Annotated in this window: 15 protein-coding genes and 1 pseudogene; 6 read left to right on the top strand and 10 right to left on the bottom strand. The window is 66.9% G+C overall.

Annotated features, from left to right (window positions below; genetic code table 11):
- Positions 1 to 131 (top strand): annotated as a pseudogene (locus tag ACQGNJ_RS15055) (IS3 family transposase); the annotation flags it as partial.
- 567 nt (positions 132 to 698) lie between these two features.
- Positions 699 to 1,871, top strand: a complete 1,173-nt coding sequence (locus ACQGNJ_RS15060) for an IS4 family transposase (RefSeq protein ID WP_426687204.1) — start codon at positions 699 to 701, stop codon at positions 1,869 to 1,871.
- Between the two features lie 145 nt (positions 1,872 to 2,016).
- Here ACQGNJ_RS15060 and ACQGNJ_RS15065 read toward each other — a convergent pair whose 3' ends face one another.
- The 4 genes from ACQGNJ_RS15065 to iadA are packed head-to-tail and all read right to left on the bottom strand — an operon-like array spanning position 2,017 to position 8,729.
- The gene (locus tag ACQGNJ_RS15065; RefSeq protein ID WP_426690068.1) at positions 2,017 to 3,795 is read right to left on the bottom strand and encodes a Mur ligase family protein; all 1,779 of its coding nucleotides are present in this window, start codon (positions 3,793 to 3,795) and stop codon (positions 2,017 to 2,019) included.
- Positions 3,792 to 6,587: a cyanophycin synthetase gene (gene cphA / locus ACQGNJ_RS15070; RefSeq protein ID WP_426690069.1), complete on the bottom strand. Its 2,796-nt coding sequence runs from the start codon at positions 6,585 to 6,587 to the stop codon at positions 3,792 to 3,794. Before cphA ends, ACQGNJ_RS15065 begins: the two co-directional genes overlap by 4 nt.
- Before the next feature lie 38 nt (positions 6,588 to 6,625).
- On the bottom strand, positions 6,626 to 7,504 hold the full coding sequence (locus tag ACQGNJ_RS15075) for a cyanophycinase (RefSeq protein WP_426690070.1): 879 nt from the start codon (positions 7,502 to 7,504) through the stop codon (positions 6,626 to 6,628).
- Positions 7,505 to 7,556: 52 nt separating this feature from the next.
- Positions 7,557 to 8,729: a beta-aspartyl-peptidase gene (gene iadA / locus ACQGNJ_RS15080; protein ID WP_426690071.1), complete on the bottom strand. Its 1,173-nt coding sequence runs from the start codon at positions 8,727 to 8,729 to the stop codon at positions 7,557 to 7,559.
- 134 nt (positions 8,730 to 8,863) lie between these two features.
- On the opposite strand from iadA, the gene ACQGNJ_RS15085 reads away from it, so the two are divergent.
- A complete protein-coding gene (locus tag ACQGNJ_RS15085) occupies positions 8,864 to 9,355 on the top strand; it encodes a DUF2127 domain-containing protein (protein WP_426690072.1) in 492 nt (163 codons plus the stop codon).
- A 251-nt stretch (positions 9,356 to 9,606) separates the two neighbouring features.
- Here ACQGNJ_RS15085 and ACQGNJ_RS15090 read toward each other — a convergent pair whose 3' ends face one another.
- The 6 genes from ACQGNJ_RS15090 to xerD all read right to left on the bottom strand — a co-directional run bounded on the left by ACQGNJ_RS15090 (position 9,607) and on the right by xerD (position 18,230).
- The gene (locus ACQGNJ_RS15090) at positions 9,607 to 10,515 is read right to left on the bottom strand and encodes a DMT family transporter (RefSeq protein WP_426690073.1); all 909 of its coding nucleotides are present in this window, start codon (positions 10,513 to 10,515) and stop codon (positions 9,607 to 9,609) included.
- Positions 10,516 to 10,580: 65 nt separating this feature from the next.
- Positions 10,581 to 11,501, bottom strand: coding sequence for a glycosyltransferase family 2 protein (locus ACQGNJ_RS15095; RefSeq protein ID WP_426690074.1), 921 nt, complete (start codon positions 11,499 to 11,501; stop codon positions 10,581 to 10,583).
- A 79-nt stretch (positions 11,502 to 11,580) separates the two neighbouring features.
- Positions 11,581 to 12,321 carry a hypothetical protein gene (locus tag ACQGNJ_RS15100; RefSeq protein WP_426690075.1) on the bottom strand — a complete coding sequence of 247 codons (741 nt, stop codon included), beginning with the start codon at positions 12,319 to 12,321 and terminating at the stop codon, positions 11,581 to 11,583.
- Between the two features lie 29 nt (positions 12,322 to 12,350).
- Positions 12,351 to 16,217, bottom strand: coding sequence for a phosphoribosylformylglycinamidine synthase (gene purL / locus ACQGNJ_RS15105; protein WP_426690076.1), 3,867 nt, complete (start codon positions 16,215 to 16,217; stop codon positions 12,351 to 12,353).
- A 180-nt stretch (positions 16,218 to 16,397) separates the two neighbouring features.
- The gene (locus tag ACQGNJ_RS15110; protein ID WP_426690077.1) at positions 16,398 to 17,171 is read right to left on the bottom strand and encodes a DsbC family protein; all 774 of its coding nucleotides are present in this window, start codon (positions 17,169 to 17,171) and stop codon (positions 16,398 to 16,400) included.
- A 141-nt stretch (positions 17,172 to 17,312) separates the two neighbouring features.
- Positions 17,313 to 18,230, bottom strand: a complete 918-nt coding sequence (xerD, locus tag ACQGNJ_RS15115; RefSeq protein WP_426690078.1) for a site-specific tyrosine recombinase XerD — start codon at positions 18,228 to 18,230, stop codon at positions 17,313 to 17,315.
- 49 nt (positions 18,231 to 18,279) lie between these two features.
- Here xerD and ACQGNJ_RS15120 point away from each other — a divergent pair, with 49 nt between their 5' ends.
- The 3 genes from ACQGNJ_RS15120 (at position 18,280) to ACQGNJ_RS15130 (ending at position 20,956) form a co-directional block, all read left to right on the top strand.
- A complete protein-coding gene (locus ACQGNJ_RS15120; protein WP_426690664.1) occupies positions 18,280 to 18,792 on the top strand; it encodes an RDD family protein in 513 nt (170 codons plus the stop codon).
- 52 nt (positions 18,793 to 18,844) lie between these two features.
- Positions 18,845 to 19,612, top strand: coding sequence for a class I SAM-dependent methyltransferase (locus ACQGNJ_RS15125; RefSeq protein WP_426690079.1), 768 nt, complete (start codon positions 18,845 to 18,847; stop codon positions 19,610 to 19,612).
- Between the two features lie 90 nt (positions 19,613 to 19,702).
- Complete coding sequence (locus tag ACQGNJ_RS15130; RefSeq protein WP_426690080.1) at positions 19,703 to 20,956, top strand: polyhydroxyalkanoate depolymerase; 1,254 nt, start codon at positions 19,703 to 19,705, stop codon at positions 20,954 to 20,956.
- Positions 20,957 to 20,988: the final 32 nt, after the last annotated feature.

The raw sequence follows: 20,988 nt of genomic DNA on the forward strand, positions 1-20,988 counted from the left end.
CACTCGATGCGGCGAGAGCGGATGTGTTCGAATACATCGAGCGGCACCACAACCCAAGGATGCGGCGAAGAACCGCAAGGCAGGATTTGAAGTTTTCCACCCTTTCACAACCGTCCGTGATTTCGGGGTAGAACCCGAGGCTGCGGGCAAAATCGTGGATTGGGATTGCCATGGATCAAGTGTCGCACTGACAAGGGGCTACCCGGAAGCAGATGCTCGCTAACGACGCTTTTTGGCCGAACTGAGACATTCGCAACCATGGAAAGTCCCGCTCGAAGCGGGACTTTTTTGCTCTTGGCTCGTCAGCTCTCGCTACCGCGCAGCGGGAGCGCACCGAGTGCGGGCCAGGATGGCCCGCTGCTCTACCCGGGGCCCCTGTGCGGCGGTGAGTCGGGGTCGACAGGCCGCGCAGCGGGAGTCGACAGGGATGTCGGCTCCTTTTCGCCAGGGCAGGATGCCCTGTCGAAAAGCCCGGCCCCGCCTCACGGACTTGCCGCCCAGGGATGGGCGGCAAGCGCCAAGTGGGGTGTCGTTTTCTCTTGGGTACTTCTCTTTTGGACAAGCCAGTACTGTCCGGGGAAAGTGCTCGGCGATCTCAGTAAACGTTTGATCGTGCGACAAAAATGGCATTGTTCGGGTGTTAGCGATTTCAACCGTGCTGGCCTCAAGCTGGACGACCTCACCGGGAGGGCGTCGCCATGCACGAAGGCCAATTTGTATTCACACAGCTCATGCGGCATCTGCCAATGCATACGTTCCGACGCCTCGTCGCGAAGTACGACGGCGATCGCTACGTGAAACGCTTTACCTGCCTCGATCAGTTTCTGTGCATGGCTTTCGCTCAGCTCAGCGGACGCGAGAGCCTGCGCGATATCGAGATCTGTCTGCGCGCGCACCAGGCCAAGCTTTATCACCTTGGCATCCGCGGACATGTGGCGCGCAGCACCTTGGCCGATGCCAACGAACAGCGTGACTGGCGTATCTATGCCGAGTTTGCACAGGGCCTGATCACGACGGCCCGACGACTCTATGTCAACGATCCGCTCGATATCGAGTTGGCCCACACTGCCTATGCACTCGACTCGACCACGATTGAACTCTGCCTGTCGGTGTTCCCGTGGGCGCGTGCCATGCACCTTGGTCGCGGCGGTCTCAAGCTGCATACGCTGCTCGACATCCGCGGTGCCATCCCCACCGTGATCAGCTTTTCCGAGTCACGCCAGCACGATGTGCACATGCTCGACGAGCTGATGCCCGAGCCAGGCGCGATCTATGTGATGGATCGTGCCTACCTCGACTTCGAGCGCTTGTACCGCTTCCACTGCGAGGGTGCGTTCTTCCTCATGCGCACGAAGAAGAACCTGCGCGTGCGTCGACGCTATTCTCAACCGGTGGCAGATCGACGTCTGATCGGTTGCGATCAGACCGTGGTGCTGGTGCGCGATGTGGTCCGTGCGAGGTATCCCTGTGTCCTGCGTCGCGTACGTGTACGTGATCCCGACAGCGGTCAATCCATCGTCCTGTTGACCAATCACTTCTCACTACCAGCAACGACGATCAGCGCCTTGTATCGCCATCGCTGGCAGATCGAAATCTTCTTCAAATGGATCAAGCAGCACCTACATATCAAGGCATTTTTCGGCACCTCACTCAATGCCGTGAAGACCCAGGTCTGGATCGCCGTTGCCGTCTATGTGCTCATCGCCATCGTGCGCAAGCGCCTTCACTTGAAGGCTTCGCTCTACGAAATTTTACAGATCCTGAGCGTGACGCTATTCGAGCAAACCTCACTGGAACGCACCCTGCGGCAGCAAGAACTACCGAGTTCCGGAAGCGACGCCGCTAACCAGTTGATTCTATTCCCCGATTAACCGGACAGTACTGGGACAAGCAAAAGAGAAGTACCTCGCCCTCCGCAGGAGGGTGAAAGCTCTTGATTCGCAATAAACACATCAGCGCACAGAGCATCGCGCACAAGGTGCGCTCCTACACGTCATCGAACCACCACGAGCTCGATCAACTCGATGGCAGCGAAGCACTCGCCAACCACTCCGTCGCCTGCAACCCATCCAGCAATTCGACGACGGCTTGTCGCGCCTGCACGCCATGCGTTGGAAGAACCAGCACGTCGCCATCGTGCGCCCACGCCAGCAACCCACGCACCGCATCAAGCTCGTCGAGGCATTCGACAATCGCCTCCACCGGCACCGCGTTCTGCACCAGCGCATCGCGCAAGATACCCGCGACCTCGCCGGCCACCCGGCCACGCATGAAGCCGTCGATATCCTTCAACACCACACGCTGTGGATGGAAGCTGGCAGCCACCGCAGCGAGTTCGCGAATATCGGCGTCCTCGCGATTGCCGGCCTGGCCCAGCACCAGTCCAAGACGTCCATGGCCCAGCGATGTCGTGGCGACGCCGAGCAGACCACGCAACCCTTCCGGGTTGTGCGCGTAGTCGACGAATACCTGCAGCGTGCCGAAGCGCCAGTGCTGCAGGCGGCCGGGGTTGTCGGCATGCGCGCTGCCGAAGCGTGCCAGCACGCTGGCGATGGTCTCGGCGGGAATGCCGAGCGCCGAAGCTGCCAGCGCGGCAGCCGCGATATTCGCGATGTTGTAGCCGGCGCTGCCGGCGAAGCTCAGCGGCATCTGCGCGACCACACCCAGGTCGTGATCGACGCCTTGATGGAACAGATGCAGATGGCCGTCGCGCACGCCGCAGGTGCTGCCACCGTGTTCGCGCAGGGCGCGCAGCAGCGGATGCGCGTCGTCGAGCGCGAACCAGCCAAGCGGCACCGACAAGGCGGCGGACTGCCTGACCAGCACGGCGTCGTCGGCATTCACCACCAGCAGGCCGTCTTCGCCGAGCACGCGCGCCACGGTGAGCTTCACCGCCGCCAGGCCGTCCAGGTCGTGGATGCCGTATTCGCCGAAATGATCGTCGCTGACGTTGGTGACCACCGCCACGTTCGCGCGCCGCACGGCGAGGCCACGGCGCAGGATGCCGCCACGCGCGGTCTCCAGCACCGCCGCCTCGACCTGCGGTTGCCGCAACACCTCGCGCGCACCGGCGGGGCCGGAGAAGTCGCCGGAGTCGATCGCGCGGCCATCGACGAAGACGCCGTCGGTGCAGCTGTGCCCGGCATGCCAGCCATGCGCCTGCGCCATCGCGGCGAGCAGTCGCACCGTCGTCGTCTTGCCGTTGGAGCCGGTCACCAGCGCCACCGGAATATCGTGCAGCGCGGTCCACGGCATGGCGTCGATGGCGGGAAGATCTTTCAGCGGCCAGCTGCGGACACCTGTTCCTTCGCCGATCGAGAACACCTCATCGTCGATCAACACGGTGAGCCCGCGCGCCTCGGCGGCCTGCACCAGCAGCGGCAGTTCGGGCTGTCGTTCGGCAACAGCGAATGCGCGCAGCGTATGCAGCGCGGAAACTTCGTCCCATGCCGCGGGATGACCCGGCGCATGCAGTCCCGCATCCACGGCACGCGCAGTGGCGAGCGTCGCCAGCCACGCCCATTCGTTCACTTCGGTCGCGCTGAACAGCTGGTCGATCGGCGCTTCGAAGGCGAGCGCTGCGCCACCGGCATGGCGACGCACGACGAGCGGCGCGTCAGCCCAGCCAAGTGCGCGGCGAGCAAACGCCACCCGCGCGCGCCAGCCATCCAGCAGCGCGTCGTCGATGGCGACACCGACGGCCTCCAGCACGGCGCCGGTGCCGTCGAAGTACAGGTTGCAGCCGGTGAGGCGACGCGAATCGTCGAACGGTAACGCGGCAGGCAGGATGCTCAATCGTCACTCTCGCGCGAGAACCGCACACCGCGTTCATCGCGCACCACGTCGCCCAGATCGGCAAAGCTCGACTCGTCGAACGCCGCCTCGGTCACCGGCGGGGTTATCGATGCCGCCCCGGTTTCGGCACGGACTTCGGGCGCACCCTCGGGACGGAACTTGATGATCTGCTTCCACGAACGCACCAGCGCATCGGCGAACACCAGCAGCAGGTCGCCGGAGCGACCCATGCCCAAGGCGGCATCGATCGCCTTCTGCTCGTCCGGGATGATCGAGATCGCGTCGTCCGGCACGCCGGCCGCGCGCAGCGCGCGCGCCAGGATGCCCGGCACCTCGTCGCCATCGCGGCCGCGCAGCGCATCGTCGCGGCGGCAGATGTAGTGATCGAAACGGCCGGCCACCGCATCGGCGATCGCGACCAGATCCTCGTCGCGGCGATCGCCCGGCCCGGCCAGTACCACGATGCGCCGGCCGGTCACGTCAAGCCGCCCGGCCAGGTCGGCCATCACCGATACCGCGTGCGCGTTGTGGCCGTAGTCGAACAGCACCTTGAATGGATGTTCGCTGTACACGTTCATGCGCCCCGGCGCCTGGAAGAACGTGGTGTCGAACGTGCGCAGGCCCTGGCGGATCGCGTCGAGCTTGATGCCCAGCGAGAACGCCATCGACGCAGCGACCATCGCGTTCTGCACGTTGTGCAGCGCGCGCCCTTCCAGCGTCGCCGGAATCAGGTGGGTCCACAGCAGCGGGATGTGGCTGCCCTTGTCGTACAGCGTGATCATCGCGCCGTTGACGCCGGCCTCCAGCGCGCAGGCGCGGCCGCCCGCACGCACGTGCTCGCGCACCAGCGCGTGCGAGGGATTCATGGTGACATAGCAGATCACCTTGGCGTCGGTGTAGCCGGACATCTTCAGCACCAGCGGATCGTCGGCGTTGAGCACGGCGCAATCGGTGGCCACCTCGACCACGATGCGCTTGACCTCGGCGAGCTGCTCCAGCGTGTCGATGCCCTTGAGTCCCAGATGATCGGACTGCACGTTGAGCACCGCACCGACGTTGACCTTGGCCACGCCCATGCCGGCCCGCAGCAGGCCGCCGCGTGCGGTTTCCAGCACCGCGATGTCGATCTGCGGATCGGACAGCACCATGCGTGCGGACACCGGCCCGGTCATGTCGCCCTCGACTGTGCGCTGGCCGTCGATGTAGACGCCGTCGGTGGTGGTCAGGCCCGGCGTGTAGCCGGCCATCTTGGTGATGTGCGCCAGCATGCGCGCGGTGGTGGTCTTGCCGTTGGTGCCGGTGAGCGCGGCGATCGGCACGCGCGCCGGCGAGCCCGGCGGAAACAGCATGTCGATCACCGGCCCGGCCGCGTCGCGCGGCGTGCCTTCGCTGGGACTCACGTGCATGCGGAAGCCTGGCGCGGCATTCACCTCGCAGATGCCGCCGCCGATGCTCTTGTAGCTCTCGGCGATATTGGTCGTCAGGAAATCCACGCCGCCCACGTCCAGCCCGATCGCGCGGATCGCGCGCACCGCCATGTCGCGGTTGTCCGGATGGATGATGTCGGTGACGTCGGTGGCGGTGCCGCCAGTGGACAGGTTGGCGGTGGAACGCAGGTAGACGATCTCGTCTGCCTTGGGCACCGCGTCGGCGGTGTAGCCGACCCGCTCCATCATCATCTCGGCCTGCGCATCCAGCACCAGCCGGGTCAGCACTTTCTCGTGGCCGATGCCGCGGCGTGGATCGGCATTCACCCCGTCGACCAGTTGCGCGATCGTGCGGCGACCATCACCGACCACGTGACCGGGCGTGCGCCGCGTGGCGGCGACCAGCTCGCCGTTGACCACCAGCAGGCGATGGTCGTCGCCGCTGAGGAAGTTCTCCACGATCACCGAACGCGAATGTTCGCGCGCGGCCTTGAAACCTTCGATGATTTCCTCGTCGGTCATCAGGTGGATCGAAATGCCGCGGCCGTGGTTGCCGTTGAACGGCTTGGTCACCACCGGCACGCCGAGCCGGCGTGCCGCGCGCAGTGCGCCGTCTTCACTTTGCACCAGTTCCTGCTTGGGTACCGGCAGGCCGAGCGAGGCGAGGATCTTGTTGGTCTCCTCCTTGTCGCTGGCCAGCTCCACCGCGATGTGCGGCGTGCGTCCGGTCACCGTGGCCTGGATGCGCTGCTGGTATTTGCCGTGCCCCAGCTGCACCAGCGACTGCTCATTGAGGCGCAGCCACGGGATGTCGCGCTCTTCGGCTGCGCGCACCAGCGAGGCGGTCGAAGGACCGAGCGCTCGACGCTGCGCGTAGCGGATGAACTCGTCGCGCGCGCTCGTCCACTCCCAGCCTTCCGGTACGCTGCCGCGCGGCTGCAGTTCCGCCGGCAGCAATGACGACAGCAGGCGCAGGGCCAGCTCGCCGGCGGCGATGCCTTCTTCCTTCTGCACGTATTCGTAGACCACCGAATACACGCCCGGCTTGTCGGCGCTGCGCGTCTTGCCGAAGGTGACGTCTTCACCGGCGACATTCTGCAACTCGATCGCCACGTGTTCGAGCACGTGACCGAGCCAGGTGCCCTCGCCTTCGCGCATGCGGCGGATGAAGCCGCCGGGCTCGCGATACGAGCAGCCGTGCTCGGCCAGCCCCGGCAACGCGTCGACCAGTCCATCGACGAAGGCCGGCCCGAGTTTCCCCGTCGGCCATTGTTCGAGTTCACCGAGGTCGAGCTCCAGCCGGATCACCGGGAAGTGCGCATACAACGACGGGCCGACAAAAACGGATCGTTCCAGAATGCGCATGCGCAGCTCCTTGAGCCTTTGGGGAGCCTAAGCTCGCGTTATGAGGTTTGTTTCGGCATCGCCAGCGTACCCGCCGAGGCGTGGCGCGTCTGCATGTTGAAGGTGGCCCCGGCGATCAGCACGTGGATGGTCATGCCGAGCATGCACACCGTGTCGTGCTCGCCCGCGTCGGCCATCGAGGAGAACTGCAGGTTGCCCGCATCCAGCACGGTTACCGCGCCGCTGCCTTCCACTTCCACGGTGTTGTCCGGGCGGATGAACGCGGCGGTGTCCTCGTCCAGGCCGATGCCGACCGCATACGGGTTGTACGCCAGCGCCGCCATCAAGCGGCCGAGCCGGTCGCGCTGGCTGAAATGCTGATCGATGATGAAGCGATTGGTCAGTCCCAGCCCCGGCGCCAGCCGCACGCTGCCGGCGGTGGGCGAGAGGCCTTCCTTGCCGAACGCGATCATGTGCTCGCTGAGGATGCTGGCACCTGCGCTGGTGCCGCCCACGTGCACGCCGCGCGCATTCAAGGCGCGGATCCGCTGCGCCACCGGCGTGCCGCCGAGCATGGTGGAAAGACGCAGCTGGTTGCCGCCGGTGAAGAAGATGCCGGTGGCCCGATCGAGCCGCTCAAGCCGGTTCTTCTCCACCGCATCGCGGCGCATGTCGAAGTCGAGCACGCCGACTTCGCCGGCACCCAGGCCGGTGAACAGCTTCTCGTAACGCGGCCCGGTATCGGCCAGCTGGCTGGCCGTGGGAATCACCACGATGTTCGCGTCGGCACCGCCGCACAGTTGCACGAAGCGCTCGAGGATGCGCGGATCGTTCTCTTTTTCCTCGGCGCCGCCGATCGGTACGATCCAGCCGCGCTGCTCCCCTTCCATCACCCTGCTGGGACTCATCTGGTTCTCAACTTCTTCTTTCGATTTCATGCGGTTCTCTGAGTCCGGCGGATCATCCGATCCATGCTGACGCATCGAACGTCTAGATGGCGTTCTCGAACGTGCCGCGATGTTCGATGTGGCCGTCGCGCACATGCACGACGCCACCGGCCATTACATCATGCGCGGCGCCGGCGGCGTCCAGCGCGACCAGATCCGCATCGGCGCCGACCCGGATCCGGCCCTTGGCCGGCAGCCGCAACAACCTGGCCGGATTGCTGGTGAACGCAGGCAACGCGCGCTCCAGCGGCACACCGCGCTTCAACACTTCATTGAGGGTTTCCAGCAGCGCGCCGGATTCGCCCACGCCCATGCGGCAGACATGGCCCTCGGCATCGAATACCGGCAGGCAGCCACCGGCGTCCGAACTGACCGTGATGCGTTCGCCCGGTGCACTGCTGTCGAGGTAGCGGATCAGCGCATCAGCCGCGCTCCAGGCATCCTCGCCCTCCTCGACCGGAAACGCCGTGAGATCGATCGTGCAGCCGCGCGCGGCCAGCTCCAGCGCCTCGTCGAACAGCGCCTTGCGCCGGTTCACGTGGGTCGGATGGAACACGCGCGGCGGCAGCTCGCTTTCGTCCAGCGCGCGACGCACCAGTTCCAGCCCGCGCGGGCCATCGCCAAGATGCAGGTGCAGCAAGCCGGCCTTGCCGCTCATCAACCCGGCGACATGCGCGTCGGCAGCCAGCCGCAGCAGTTCATCGAACGTGGGCTGGCTGGAGCGGTGATCGCTGATCGCCACCTCGCCGATGCCGATCAGCGCCTCGACGAACACCAGATCGCCACGCACCGTGCCGGTCAAGGTTCGTGGCGGCACGTGATAGCCGCCGGTGAAGGCCAGCGCGGTGAGACCTTCCTCGCGCAGCGCATACACCGTCGCCAGCAGGTCGCGCGGCCCGCGCGCCACGTCATCGGTGCCGAGCAGGCCGACCACGGTGGTGATGCCGGCGCGGGTGAAGCGCGACACGCCCTGCGGCGGCACGCGCGTGCGGAAACCCGCCTCGCCACCACCACCGGTCACGTGCACATGGGCGTCGATGAGCCCGGGAATCAGCCGGCGTCCGTGCAGGTCGATCGTCTGCACCGCCAGCGTGGCGGGCAGTTCGGCCAGCGTCGCGCCCATCCACAGGATGCGACCGCCACCCAGCAGCAGGTGCTGCATTCCCAGCGGTTCGGGCGCAAAGACCTGCGCATTGCGGAGCAGCAAGAGATTCATCGACGCAGCGTGACGACCCCCCGCGGCGGCGTCAAGCCATGCCGGATGCCACCTCGACCAATCCGGCCACGGCGGCGACAATGGGCGATGAGCCTTCGATCGTCCGCGCCGCCCACCACCCCGGTGATCCTCCCATGACCCCCATGCCCCAGCGCGAACCCCGGCATGCCGGCCTGCGGGTCATCGCGATCTACGAGATCGTCAAGACGCTGTGCCTGCTGCTGGTGGCGGGGGCGGCGTTTCATTTCTACCACGAACAGAATTTCGATCGACTGGTGCACTGGCTGGAGCATCTTTCGCTGGCCGACAGCAACGGCTTGCGCTGGAAGCTGGTGGAACTGCTGCATGAGTTCGGGCCAAACAAGTTCGTGGCGGTGGGGCTGGTCGCGCTCGGTTACGCAGTGCTGTTCGGCATCGAGGGCGTCGGCCTGTGGCTGGGCAAGTACTGGGCCGAATGGTTCACCGTGATCGCCACCGGCTCGCTGATCCCGCTGGAGCTCTACGAGACGCTGTACCACTTCGGCTGGCTGAAGCTGGCCACGCTGGTGGGCAACGTGGCGATCATCATCTACCTGGTGCGCATTGCGCTGCAGCCGCGAAACGCGGGACCCGGCTTGGTCAGGTAGTTCGTTGAACTACACCAACAACATGTCCGTGTGATTCGAACAAAGGCGTTTCGTCCTCCTGCGGAGGGCGAGTCACTTCTCTTGAATCGCCACGCACACGTCAGGAACGTGTGCGAACAGCGCAGCTGGCCCGAAGGGCGCAGGGCAGGATGCCCGGAGTAAGAGAAGTAACTCGCCCTCCGCAGGAGGACGAAACGCTTTTGATCCAAATAATAACTCCGACGCGGTGACAGGCCAGATCCAACACCCCCTCACACCTCGTGATGCACCGCCTCCGCCGGCAGCGTAACCACCTCCCCCTTCGGCGGCAGCAGCTCGACCAGATACATGGCGGCGAGGATCAGCCCACCGCCAACCAGCATGCGCCAGCTCAGCACATCCACGCCGAGCAACACTGCAAAGGCCGCGGCGAACACCGGCTCAGTGGTCATCACGATCGCCGCGCGCGCCGCCGGCAGGTGCGATTGCGCCCAGGTCTGCATCAGCATCGCGCCGGCGCCGGCGATCAGCGCCATGTACAGCACGGCGAACCACGCGCTGCGATCGGGCGGCAGCACCGGGCCATGCGGTGCGGTGGCGAGCAGGCACACCGCGGCGATCGCCACCATCTGCACCGCCGACAGGCCGAACGCCTCGCCCTGCCGCGACCACTGACCCAGCAGCACGATGTGCAGCGCGTACAGCGCGGCGGAGGCCAGGGTCAGCCACACGCCCAGATCCACCGACACGCCGTTCAACGACAACAGGCCCAGGCCGAGGGTGGACAGCAGCACTGCCACCCACACGATCGCGGCCATGCGCTGGCCGAGCAGCAGCATCGCCAGGATCGGGGTGAACACCACATACATGCCGGTGGCGAAACCGCTCACGCTGGGCGCGATCAGCGACAACCCCCAGGTCTGCAGCAGCTGGCCGGCACCGTAGATCACACCCAGCAACAGGCCGAGCAGCGCCTGCCGGCGACCGAGCCGCCACACCGGGCGGGCGAACAGCAGCAGCATCGCCGCGGCGGCGATCACGAAGCGCACGGCGAGGAAATCCGCCACCGGCATGCGGCCGACCACGTCCTTGATCAGCACGAAGGTCGAGCCCCATACCGCCGTCATGGCGACGAGGCCGAGGGTGGCTAGCATGGTGAGGCCGCGGCGGCTGGCTGGCATGGGTGAGTGTCGAGAACCGGGGGAGGCGGGCACGTTAGCGCAATTGTGCCGACAGGTGGCGCGCCTCAGTCGTCGTCGCGAGCCGCCGTGGTCCGGCCTGCCTTGAACAGCAGCAAACGCCACAGCTGGCCAGGGATCTGCAGCACGAAATGCATCCAGATGCCCAGCCACACGACGGCCGAAACCAGTCGATTGTCGGCCGCCGGATCGTGCTTGCGAAACCATTGCCACATGCCGCGATGCTTGTGCCGGCTGACGAACACCGGCCGATGCCGGCTGGAGCTGCCCTTGCCGTGGTGCACGCGGATGTCGCCGGCAAGCAGCACCTGGTAGCCGATGTCGCGCACGCGGCGGCACAGGTCGAGGTCCTCGCAATGCAGGAAGTAGTCTTCGTCGAAGCCGCCCATGCGCTGGAACAACGCGCGCGGCATCAGCATCAGCGCACCGGACACCGCCTCGGCCTCGATCAGCCGGGGCGGGATCGCCTCGCCCACGTTGATCTTTTCGCCCGGCCGGTTGAGCAGGCTGTTGAGCGAACGCTGCAACAGCGGGTCGCGCCGCCACGAGGCCGGGTCGACGTGACCCTCGGCGTCGCAGACCACCGCGCCAATCAGGCCGACCTTGGGCTTGCCGGCGAGCAGGCCGACCAGCCGCTGCAGGTCGCCGTCTTGCAGAATGCAATCGGGGTTCAGCACCAGCAGTGCGTCACCGTGCGCCTGCTGCGAAGCCTGGTTCACCGCCGGGCCGAAACCGAGGTTGTGGTGGTTGTAGATCACCTTCAGCCTGTGGTCGTGGGCGTGCGCGCGCTCGATCGCCTCGGGTATGCCGTCGTGCGAATCGTTGTCGACCAGCAGCAGTTCCAGCGACAGCGTGCTGGCCAGGATGCTGCGCACGCAGTCGCGCAGGGCCGGTCCACTGTCGGCGGATACCACGACCACGCTGAGCGGAAGCACGAACGGCGAGCGATGGAAGGCGGGGGTATCCATCTGCCCAGTATGCGCGGAGACGGGTGATCGGAAAACCTCGTGCGTCGATGTGACCCGGAATGCTCGCCGCGCGTGACGGTCAGTCGTCGTCGCCGTCTTCGCCAAGCACGGCCGGCAAGGCCAATGGCATGGCGTTTTCGCCGCGGCTCAGCCAGGGCTGCTCGCCATCCCAACCCGCCAGTTGCCAGCCACGCAGAAGATGCCGACGCTCGCGCTGGCGATCCCACAGCAGCAGCTGGCGCTCGTCGCGCAGGTGCGCAATCAGCCAGCGCCCGGACGGACTGAAGGCCAGCGCCGAGCCGACCTGTTCGATGCGTTCACCGCCGGCGAAGCGACAGCTGCCGGCGGCGCACAGCACCTGGCCACCCAGCGGATCGATCAGCGGCTCGCCGACCGGCTGCCATTGCACCGGCTGCAACTCGATGATCCGCGCTGGCGGTTCGCTCGACGCCAGCGCCAGCTCGGGCCACTCGGCCGACGGCGCAGCAGCCGGCGCGCGGCGCCGTTCGCGGTCCAGCCATGCTTCCAGTCCGGCCAGCAAGGTGTACCCGGCGAGTGCGCCGAGCAAGGCCGCGCCCCAGGCGAAAGCATCGCCACCCAGGCTGCGTTGCAGCGCAAACAGCAGGCCAGGCAGGCCCCAGCGCAAGCCCCACCGGATCAGCGCGACGTGCGCGACGGCCAGCCGGTGCTGCAGCAAAACCACGACCGCAACCAGCGCGAGCAGCAGCGGCAAGCCCAGCCACCACGGCAGCAGCGCCAGCAACAGCAGCCACGCCGCCATCAGCAGCAGGTTCCACGTCAACCCGCGGCGCCGGGCCATCGCTCAGCGCCGCATCACACGATGGGCGATCAGCCGCACCACACGCGCGCGTTGCGGAACATGCGCATCCACGGTGAATCCTCGCTCCACTGTTCCGGATGCCAGCTCAACTGCACGCTGCGGAATACCCGCTCGGGGTGCGGCATCATGATCGTCACGCGACCATCGGCGGCGGTGAAGCCGGCCAGGCCGCCGGGCGAACCGTTGGTGTTGAGCGGGAAGTTCTCGGTCGGCTTGCCGCGGTTGTCGACGAAGCGCACCGCGCCGTTCGACTTGGCCGGGCTGCACACCTGCGGAAAGCTGACCCGGCCCTCGCCGTGCGCCACCGCCACCGGAATCCGCGAGCCGACCATGCCCTTGAAGAACAGGCTCGGCGTGTCGAGGATTTCCAGCGTGACCAGGCGCGACTCGTACTGTTCGGACGCATTGCGCAGGAACTTCGGCCAGTGCTGCGCGCCGGGAATGATTTCCTTCAGCTGCGCCAGCATCTGGCAGCCGTTGCACACGCCGAGCGCGAACTTCGTCGGGTCGGCGAAGAATGCGGCGAACTGCTCGCGCAGCAGCGGGTTGTAGAGGATCGAGGTGGCCCAGCCACGACCGGCACCGAGCACGTCGCCATAGGAGAACCCGCCGCACGCCGCGAAGCCGCGGAAGTCGGCCAGCTTCACGCGCCCGCTGGCCAGATCGGACATGTGCACGTCGACCGCGTCGAAGCCGGCGCGGGTGAATGCCGCCGCCATTTCCACCTGGCCATTGACGCCCTGCTCGCGCAGGATCGCGATGCGCGGGCGCTTGCCGCTGGCGATCAACGCGGCGGCCACGTCCTGCAGCGGGTCGAAGCTGAGCTTCGGGCTGATGCCCGGGTCGGCATCGTCCATCCGCCATTCCAGTTCGGCGTCGGCGCTCTGCGGGTTGTCGCGCAGGCGCTGCATGGCGTGACTGGTCTCGTTCCACGCCTTGTACAGCGTGCTCCAGTTCCACTTGAACAGGGTCTCGTCGCCGAGGAACAGCTTGATGCCGAGCTTCTCCTTGGGTCGACCGATGCGGTAGCTGAGGCCGGCCAGGCCGTACTTGACCAGCAGCGCCTCGAACGCCTCGCGGTTCGCCTCGGCCACCTGCACCACCGCGCCGAGTTCCTCGTTGAACAGCGCGCGCAGCGTCGCCTCGGCCCAGCCGTCCAGATGAAGCTCCAGGCCGCAGTGACCGGCGAAGGCCATCTCCATCAGGGTGGTGATGACGCCACCGTCGGAACGGTCGTGGTACGCGAGCAGCAGGCCGGCGGCGTTCGCTTCCTGGATCAGCTCGAACAGTGCCTTGAGTCGTTTCGGATCGTCCAGATCCGGCGGCACGCCACCGGAGCGGTTGAACACCTGGGTCAGGCAGGAGCCACCGAGCCGGTCGCGACCGGCGCCCAGGTCCACCAGCCACAGCTCCGAATGACCGCGATCGAGCCGCAGTTGCGGCGTGAGCGTGCGGCGCACGTCGGCGACGCGGGCGAAACCGGTGATCACCAGCGACACCGGCGACACCGTGTGCTGCTCCCTCTCGCCGTCGTGCCACACCGTCTGCATCGACAGCGAGTCCTTGCCGACCGGGATCGAGATATCCAGCGCCGGGCACAATTCCATGCCCACCGCCTTGACCGCGTCGAACAGCGCGGCGTCTTCGCCCGGATGACTCACCGCCGCCATCCAGTTTGCCGACAGGCGGATCTCCCCCAGACTGTCGATCGGTGCGGCAGCCAGATTGGTGATCGCCTCGCCCACCGCCATGCGCGCTGCATCGGCGCTGCTGAGCAGGGCCACCGGCGCGCGCTCGGCCATCGCCATCGCCTCGCCGGCGTAGCCGTCGAAGTCGGCGATGGTCACCGCGCAATCGGCCACCGGCACCTGCCACGGACCGACCATCGGATCACGATGGTTCAGCCCACCGACGGTACGGTCGCCGATGTTGATCAGGAAACTCTTGCTGCCCACGGTGGGCAGGCGCAGCACGCGCAGCAAGGCTTCGTCCATGCCCACGCCGGACAGGTCCGGCACCAGGTCGATGCGCGGCTTGACCCGCTTCGCATCACGATGCATTCGTGGCGGCTTGCCGAACAGCACGTCCATCGGCAGGTCGATCACGGTCAGCTCGCGACGCGGATCGGTCAGCACCAGCTGGCGTTCGGCGGTGGCGTCGCCGACCACCGCATACGGGCAGCGCTCGCGCAGGCACATCGCCTCGAATTCGGCGAGGTCTTCCGGCGCAATGGCGAGTACGTAGCGCTCCTGCGACTCGTTACTCCACACCTGCATCGGCGACAGCGAAGGGTCGTCGCAGGGAATCTTCGACAGGTCGATCACGCCACCCACGCCGGCGTCGTTCAGCAGCTCGGGGATCGCGTTGGACAAGCCGCCGGCGCCCACGTCGTGCACGCTGACGATCGGGTTGTTGGCACCACGCGCGCAGCAGGCGTCGATCACCTGCTGGCAGCGCCGCTCCATCTCGGCGTTGTCGCGCTGCACCGAGGCGAAGTCCAGCTCGGCGCTGGAGGCGCCGCCGGCGACCGACGAAGCCGCGCCGCCACCGAGGCCGATCAGCATCGCCGGGCCGCCCAGCACGATCACCTTGTTGCCCGGCTGCACCGCACGCTTCAGCACATCGCCGGGGCGCAGGTTGGCCAGGCCGCCGGCCAGCATGATCGGCTTGTCGTAGCCGCGGCGGAAACCGGGCTGGCCGGGCAGCTCGGTTTCGTAACTGCGGAAATAGCCGCCCAGGCACGGACGGCCAAACTCGTTGTTGAACGCGGCCGCACCGAGCGGGCCGTCGCGCATGATCTCGAACGCGCCGGCCATCCGCGGCGGCAGCGGACGCTGCACTTCCCACGGCTGCGGATGGCCGGGAATGCGCAGGTCGGAGACCGAGAAGCCGGTGAGCCCGGCCTTCGGCTTGCCGCCACGACCGGTGGCACCTTCGTCGCGGATTTCGCCGCCGGCGCCGGTGGCGGCACCCGGCCACGGCGCGATCGCGGTGGGATGGTTGTGCGTCTCCACCTTGATCGCGAAATCGATGCGTTCCTCGTGGCCACGCCACACGTCATCGGCCGGATCGGCCAGGAACCGCTTGCCGGTGCTGCCCTCGATCACCGCGGCGTTGTCCGAGTAGGCGGACAGCGTATGCGCCGGCGAATGCTGATGGGTGTGCTTGATCATGCCGAACAGGCTCTTGTCCTGTTCGGTGCCGTCCACCGTCCAGCTGGCGTTGAACACCTTGTGCCGGCAGTGTTCGGAGTTGGCCTGGGCGAACATGAAAAGTTCGGCGTCGGTGGGATCACGACCCAGTTCGGCATAGCGATCGACCAGGTAATCGATCTCGTCGTCGGCCAGCGCCAGGCCCAGCCGCGTGTTGGCCTCGGCCAGCGCGGCCTGCGGCTGGTCGCCCAGCACCACGTAGACCAGATCGCCGGGCGAGCCGGCCAGGAACAGGCCTTGCGCGTCCTCGATGCGGGTCAGCACCGACTGCGTCATCGCATCGTGCAGCTCGGCCATGATCGCGGCGTAGTCCGGTGCATCAGACGGCGGCAAGCCGGAGAGCTGCCAGGCCAGACCGCGCTCGACGCGGCGGATGTCGAAGCCGGCGCCATGCACGATGTCGGTCGCCTTGCTCGACCACGGCGAAATCGTGCCAAGCCGCGGCACCACCCACAAGGTGGCCGGCTCCGGGGCGGCGTCCTTCGCTTCCAGCACGGCCAGCAGGCGCTGACGCAGCTCGCCTTCGGGCGCGCTCTGGGCGTCGATGAAATAGACGAACCACGACGCCTGCACGCGCACCCCATGATGCAAGGCATCAAGGTGGGCGTTGAGGCGTTCGAGGCGGAACGGCGAGAGGGCGCTCTGCCCGTCGAGTGCGATCATGCGGGGAACGGCGCTATTCGAGGGAAACGCCTATTCTAACCCATGCTGCAATACGGCATCGTTCTCGCTCCTCCCCTGCCTGCAGGGGAGGTTGGGTGGGGTCGCTCTTGATCCTGCCGCAAAGAGCACCCCACCCCAGCCCTCCCCTGCCTTGCAGGGGAGGGGGACAAGCCCGCAGCGTCAGCCGCCCTGCTTCAGCGCCTGCAGCAGTTGTTCCGGCGTCACGTAACCGCCCAGCGTGCGGCCATCCGGGCCATAGATCGCCGGGGTGCCATTGACGCCCAGTCGCACGCCCAGGTTGAACTGGTCCTTGACCGGGTTGCTGCAAGTCGCCACCGCCTGCGGATGGCCTTCCTTCGCCGCGGTGAACGCGGCCTTGCGATCCTTGGCGCACCACACCGACACCATCTCGGTATAGGTCGGCGTGGGACTGCCCGAGGTGGTCACCAGGCCCTCGCGCGGCCACGCCAGGTATTCCACCGCGATGCCTTCCCTGTTGAAGTCCGCGATATGTTCATGCAGCGCGCGGCAGAAGCCGCAGTTGACGTCGGTGAACACGGTCACCGTGTATTTCGGGTTGGCCGGCGCGTAGATGATCCGCTCCGACGCCGGCACCTTGGCCAGCTCGGCCTTGCGGAAACGCGCCCAGGCATCGTCGCTGGCGTTCTGCTTGCGGCCCAGGTCGATCAGGTCGCCGTGCATCATGTACTTGCCATCGGTGCTGACGTAGAGCATCTGGCCCGAGGCGATCACCTGGTAGAAACCCGGCATCGGCGCCGGCTCGATCACGTCGATCCGGATGTTCGGCGCCAGGCTGCCGATTGCCTTCTGCACCATCTCGCGCGCCGCCGGCGTCACTGTGGCCGTGCCCGCCGACGCCGCATCGTTCTGGACGGCGCAGGCACTCAGCGAAAGACCACCGAGACACAACACCAGCAACAAGTTCTTGAACATCTCGATCAACCTCGTTGATACGGGCCGCACGGATGCGGATGGGTCGAGCATCATCGCACAGCCGCCTGAATGCCACGTTTGACCCTGGTCACGACCCTGACAGGCCGGCCGTTACCGTGGCAGGCCGCGGAGACGGCAGCATCATCCCCGCGGATGATGCTGCGCATGCAGCCGTTTCAGTCCCTCCTTCGCCACCAGCGTGTAGATCTGCGTGGTGCTGAGCGAACTGTGGCCAAGCAGCATCTGCAGCGCGCGCAGGTCGGCGCCGTGGTTGAGCAGGTGGGTGGCGAAGGAGTGGCGCAGCACGTGTGGCGAGATGCGTTTGGGGTTGATGCCGATGCGCAGCGCGTAGCGCTTCACCAGGGTCCAGAACATCTGTCGGGTCATGCCTTCGCCGCGCTGGCTGAGGAACAGCGCGAGCGGTTGGCGGCCCTTGGCCAGGATGGGCCGGGCATCGCTGAGATACGCGGCGATATGCGCCAGCGCCTCCTCGCCGACCGGCACCAGCCGGTCCTTGCCGCCCTTGCCGGTGACCCGCAGCACGCCCTGGCGCGTGTTAAGCGCGGCCAGCGGCAGTTCGACCAGTTCGGATACGCGCAGGCCGGAGGCGTACATCAGCTCCAGCATGGCGCGATCGCGCCGGCCCAGCGTGGTGGTGGTATCGGGCGCCACCAGCAGGCTTTCGATCTCGCGTTCGGCCAGCGCCTTGGGCAGGCTGCGCGGCAACTTCGGCCGTTCGATCAGCAGCGTGGGGTCGGCGAAATCCGGCTCGTTGCGCGCGAGGAAGGCGTAGTAGCGACGGAACGCCGACTGCCGCCGCGCCAGCGAGCGCACCGCGACGTGCTGCGCGCCGTGATAGGCGGAAATATCTTCGCGCCGCGCGTTGCGCAGGGTGCGAGCCCGCCCAGCCAGCCAGCGCGCCAGTGCCTCCAGGTCGCGCCGGTAGGCCTCCAGGGTGCGCTCGGCCAGGCCGTCCTCCGACCATACCCGCTCGACGAAGGCGGCGATGCTCTGGCGGTCGGCTTCGGCGATACTGGCGGGGTTCTCTTCCTTTTCCATGCGCTCGATGCTGGCCATTGCGCGCGCACTACGCAAGCGACCGGACACGATGCCCGCAGACTTCACCCTCACCGACACTGCCGACGCCCCCTGCCCACTGTGGCGCCGCCTGCTGGCGCTGGTCTACGACGTGCTGATCGTGGTGGCGATCGTGATGGTGGTCGGTCTGCTGTGCCAGCTGGCCACCGGCGGCGAGTTGATCCGCACCGGCGCGAAGACGGTGGTGCCGCTGTGGTACCAGGCCCTGCAGGGCGTGGTGGTGTCGGCGTATTTCATCAGCTCGTGGCGGCGTGGCGGACAAACGGTAGGCATGCGGCCATGGCGAATCCGCGTGACCCGCGACGACGGCGGCACGGTGAGCTTGCAGCAGGCGCTGATCCGCCTGCTGGTGGCCGGCGCGCCGCTGGTGTTGTTGCTGCTGGCGCCGACCTTCGGCCTGCGCACCACGCTGTGGACCTTGCTGGTGGTGTGGGCGGGCTGGTTTGCCGTGGGATTGTTCGATCGACGCGGCCGTGCGGTGCACGACTTCGCCGCCGGCACCGAGGTGCGCCGGCTGGACTGAGTCGACGTCCGGCTTCACGCCAGGCTCAGCACCGCGAGGGTTAAATCCGTCGATGAGCCAAGCCCGCGCCGACGCCAGCCGCAGCGATGCCGACCTGATCCGCATCAATCGCGGTTTCTACGAATCGCTGTGGTCGGCGGCGCGGCTGATCGGGCCGGAACGCTTCAACACCTGGCCGCTGTCACGCGAGTTGGCCGCTGCCGCGCCGCGCCGCCTGGAAGTGGCGCCCGGACTGCGCCCGCGGCTGCCGCTGGGCGGCACCTGCTTCGTCGACCTCAGCCACGCCGCCTTGCGCCAATTGCGGGCCGGCGGCGGCACGGCGGTCCACGGCATGATCGGCCAGCTGCCCTGCGCCGATGCCAGCTTCGATCTGGTCTGCGCGCTCGACATTCTCGAACACGTGGCCGACGACGATGCCGCGCTCGCCGAACTGGCGCGGGTCGCCGCGCCCGGCGCCAGCGTGCTGCTGTCGGTGCCGCTGCATGCGGCGGCGTGGACCGCCTTCGACGAGTTTGTCGGCCACTACCGCCGTTATGAACCGGAGCAGATCACCGCCCGCCTGGCCCGGCACGGTTTCCAGCTGGACAGCAGCGCCGTCTACGGCATGCAGCCGAAGTCATCGCGCCTGCTCGAGCTCGGCCAGTGGTACCTCACCCATCAGCGCGAACGCGCCATGTGGTGGTACAACCGGGTCTTCATGCCGCTCGGCCTGCGCTTCCAGAAACCGCTGCAATGGCGCGCCGGACTGGGCGACACGCACGGGGTCGATGAGCTGCTGCTGCGCTGCACTTACCGCCCCGGGGCGAGGCCAAGTCACTGATTGGCTTGGCGGCCACCGCCTGCCGCAGTGCAACACACACAGCGGAAACGGCGCTAAGATGGTTTCTTTGATCCTCGGTAAATACCTCTGATGCTGTATCAGATCCATGAATGGCAGCGCGCCTTCCTCGGCCCGTTGAGCTACTTCGCGCAGGCCAGCGCCGACATGCTCAACGACACCAGCAGCCCGTTCGCCAACGTGCCGGGCGCGCAGCGGATGGCCGCCGGTTACGAGCTGATGCATCGGCTGGGCAAGGATTACGAGAAGCCCGAATTCGGCCTCCACACCGCCACCGCGCATGATCACGAAATTGCCGTGATCGAGCGGGTGGCGCTGGCCAAGCCGTTCTGCCAGCTGAAGCGCTTCAAGCGCTTCAGCGACGATCCCTCGACCATCGAGAAGATGAAGAGCGATCCGGTGGTGCTGGTGGTGGCGCCACTCTCCGGCCACCACGCCACCTTGCTGCGCGATACCGTGCGCACCCTGCTGCGCGATCACAAGGTGTACATCACCGACTGGGTCGACGCGCGCATGGTGCCGGCTTCCGACGGTACCTTCGGGCTGGACGACTACATCGCCTACGTCGAGGATTTCATTCGGCACATCGGCGCTGAAAGCCTGCACGTGATCTCGGTGTGCCAGCCGACCGTGCCGGTGCTGGCGGCGGTCTCGCTGATGGCCGCGCGCGGTGAGGCAACCCCGCGCAGCCTGACCATGATGGGTGGCCCGATCGATCCGCGGCGCAGCCCCACCAGCGTCGACAACCTGGCCACGCAGCGGCCGCTGTCGTGGTTCAAGGGCAACGTGATCCACACCGTGCCGCCGAACTATCCCGGTCGCGGGCGCGAGGTCTACCCGGGCTTCCTGCAGCACGCCGGCTTCATCGCGATGAACCCGAGCCGGCACATGACCTCGCACTGGGATTTCTACCAGGACCTGCTGCGCGGCGACCAGGACGACGCCGAGTCGCACCGCAGGTTCTACGACGAATACAACGCCGTACTCGACATGCCGGCAAAGTTCTATCTCGACACCATCGAAAAGGTGTTCCAGCAGTTCCTGCTGCCACGCGGCATATGGAACGTGGCCGGCGAACGGGTCGACCCGTCGGCGATCAAGCGCAGCGCCCTGCTGACCATCGAAGGCGAGCTGGACGACATCTCCGGCCTGGGCCAGACCGAAGCGGCGCACGATCTGTGCAGCAGCATCCCGGCCAGGCGTCGCGCCCACCGCGTGATCGAAGGCGCCGGCCACTACGGTATTTTCAGCGGCCGCCGCTGGCGCGAAACGGTCTATCCGCAGGTGCGCGACTTCATCCGCCAGTTTGATCAGGCGGCGAAGTAACGCTGGCGGGTAATCCGCTGCGCGGCACGTTT

It is taken from the genome of Rhodanobacter ginsengiterrae, assembly GCF_050026815.1.
Classification (GTDB): Bacteria; Pseudomonadota; Gammaproteobacteria; order Xanthomonadales; family Rhodanobacteraceae; genus Rhodanobacter; species Rhodanobacter ginsengiterrae.